Origin of the sequence: Arthrobacter sp. PsM3 (assembly GCF_030433895.1) — a bacterium.
GTDB lineage: Bacteria > Actinomycetota > Actinomycetes > Actinomycetales > Micrococcaceae > Arthrobacter.
On record NZ_JARUXE010000141.1, the window covers coordinates 1 to 391 of the forward strand.

1 protein-coding gene is annotated in these 391 nt (G+C 66.8%); it reads left to right on the plus strand.

What is annotated here, in order from left to right; all coding sequences use genetic code 11:
• Positions 1-2: 2 nt before the first annotated feature.
• On the plus strand, positions 3-391 hold a 389-nt coding region (locus QCD75_RS21960; RefSeq protein ID WP_301231642.1), incomplete at its 3' end, for a Glu/Leu/Phe/Val dehydrogenase dimerization domain-containing protein.

The window sequence follows — 391 nt, forward strand, 5'->3', positions numbered from 1 at the left end:
CCATCCGGGACACGGTGCTGGCACGAAATCCCGGCGAAGGGGAGTTCCACCAGGCAGTTACCGAGGTGTTCGAAAGCCTCGGCCCGGTCCACGACCGCCACCCCGAGTTCCTCGAAGGCGCCGTGCTCGAGCGGCTCTGCGAACCCGAACGGCAGATCATCTTCCGGGTTCCGTGGGCCGACGACGCAGGACGCTTCCAGATCAACCGCGGCTTCCGGGTGGAGTTCAACTCCGCGCTGGGGCCCTTCAAGGGCGGCCTGAGGTTCCACCCCTCGGTGAACCTGGGCATCGTGAAGTTCCTTGGCTTCGAGCAGATCTTCAAGAATGCCCTGACCGGCATGCCGATCGGCGGCGGCAAGGGCGGCTCCGACTTCGACCCCCGCGGGCGCTC